This window comes from bacterium, assembly GCA_021372775.1.
Classification (GTDB): Bacteria; Acidobacteriota; Polarisedimenticolia; order J045; family J045; genus JAJFTU01.
Genome location: JAJFTU010000211.1, coordinates 1 through 1,865 on the forward strand (window position 1 = coordinate 1; position 1,865 = coordinate 1,865).

Consider the following 1,865-nt stretch of genomic DNA (forward strand, 5'->3'; position numbering starts at 1 on the left):
CGGTCAGCGTGCGCGGTTCATCCCCGCGTGCGCGGGGAACAGCTGCGGGACCAGTGCGCCGCGGCCGGGGCAGCCGGTTCATCCCCGCGTGCGCGGGGAACAGAGGTCGTGCCCGCGCTCGGCGTGGGTGTGGCGCGGTTCATCCCCGCGTGCGCGGGGAACAGTCGTTTGCCGGAGGGGGCGGCGCGTCCACCGGCGGTTCATCCCCGCGTGCGCGGGGAACAGCTCGAGGCGCCAGGCGCGATCCTCGTCGCGCTCGGTTCATCCCCGCGTGCGCGGGGAACAGGGCTCCGCCGGCGCGGCGGTCGATCCCGCCGCCGGTTCATCCCCGCGTGCGCGGGGAACAGGGCGAGCGGTAACCATGCCGGGCTCATGGTCGTGTCCCTTGGCGTGGTGTAGCTGGCGGGGCCAGCGCGAGCTCCGGCGAGGCCGGGCCGATCAGTCTGCCAGAGGCAGGCCGATGATCGGATCATCGGCGACAGGGGCGATCGTCTCAAGGGTCATGTAGCGGGCGCGCTGGACGGCCCACTCGTCGTTCCGCTCGAGGAGGATGGCCCCGACGAGGCGGGTGATGGCGGCCTCGTTCGGGAAGATGCCGACGACTTCGGTCCGGCGCTTGATCTCGGCGTTGACCCGTTCGAGCGGGTTGGTCGAGTGCAGTTTCGAGCGGTGCTGCTGGGGGAAGGTCATGTAGGCGAGGACGTCCTCCTCGGCCTCGTCCATCAGGGTGGCGAGCTTCGGCAGCTTGGGGCGGAGCTGGTCGGCGACGCGGCGCCACTGCTGCTTCGCGCTCGTCGCGTCGTTCTGGGCGAAGGCGGTGGCGACGAAGGCGGAGACCACCCGCCGTCCGCTCTTGCCGGCATGGGCGAGGGCGTTCCGCATGAAGTGGACGCGGCAGCGCTGCCATGTGGCGTTGAGGATCTTCGAGACCGCCGCGCGGATGCCCTCGTGGGCGTCGGAGACGACGAGCTTGACGCCGCGCAGGCCGCGGCGGGCGAGCTTGCGGAGGAAGGCGGTCCAGAAGGGCTCGGCCTCTGACGGGCCGATGTCCATGCCGAGCACCTCACGGCGGCCGTCGGCGTTGACCCCGACCGCGACGATCACCGCCACCGAGACGCTTCGTAGCCGGTCGCCGAAGGCGAGAAAACGCTCCAGTGGAGCGTTTTCAGGCGGAGAAGGCCGCGGCAGCGGCAGGGCGGCCGTTCTGGCGGACCTTCAGGTAGGTCGCGTCGATCCAGAGGTAGGGCCAGTCGCCCTCGATCGGCCGGTCGAGGAAGGCCGTGACCCGCTCGTCGATCTCGGCGCAAAGCCGGGAGACCTGGCTCTTCGAGATGCCGCTCATCCCGAGCGCCTTCACGAGGTCGTCGACCGAGCGCGTCGAGACGCCCTGGATGTAGGCCTCCTGAATCACGGCGGTCAGCGCCTTCTCGGCCATCCGACGCGGCTCGAGGAACCCGGGGAAATACGACCCACGGCGCAGCCTCGGGATGCGCAGCTCGACCGTCCCCGCCCGGGTCTCCCAGTCCCGGTCGCGGTAGCCGTTGCGCTGGACCAGCCGATCCGGGCTTCTCTCGCCCAGAGCAGCGCCGGTCAGGCCGCCCACCTCCAGCTCCATCAGCCGCTCGGCGGCGAAGCCGATCATCTCCCGCAGCAGGTCGGCGTCGGGGGTCTTCTCGACAAGGCCGCGCAGGGCCATCATCTCGTCGGTCATCGTGAGGTCTCCGATCAGGTTGGCTTTCGCAAACCCGACCATCGCCGAAGATCGCGCGATGACCACCGCGTCGCCGCCTGCCTGCCAGCGCGATAATCCGCGCAGGCAGCCGGCGACGCTACCGGCGAGCTACACCATCACCGGGGACACGACC

1 pseudogene and 1 CRISPR repeat array are annotated in these 1,865 nt (G+C 70.8%); the pseudogene reads right to left on the reverse strand.

The annotated features are described in order from the left end of the window. Positions 1 to 13: 13 nt before the first annotated feature. Positions 14 to 347: direct repeats of the CRISPR family, unit length 29 nt; unit sequence CGGTTCATCCCCGCGTGCGCGGGGAACAG. A 91-nt stretch (positions 348 to 438) separates the two neighbouring features. Further along, positions 439 to 1,711: pseudogene (locus LLG88_07330) on the reverse strand (IS256 family transposase). Positions 1,712 to 1,865 lie beyond the last annotated feature (154 nt).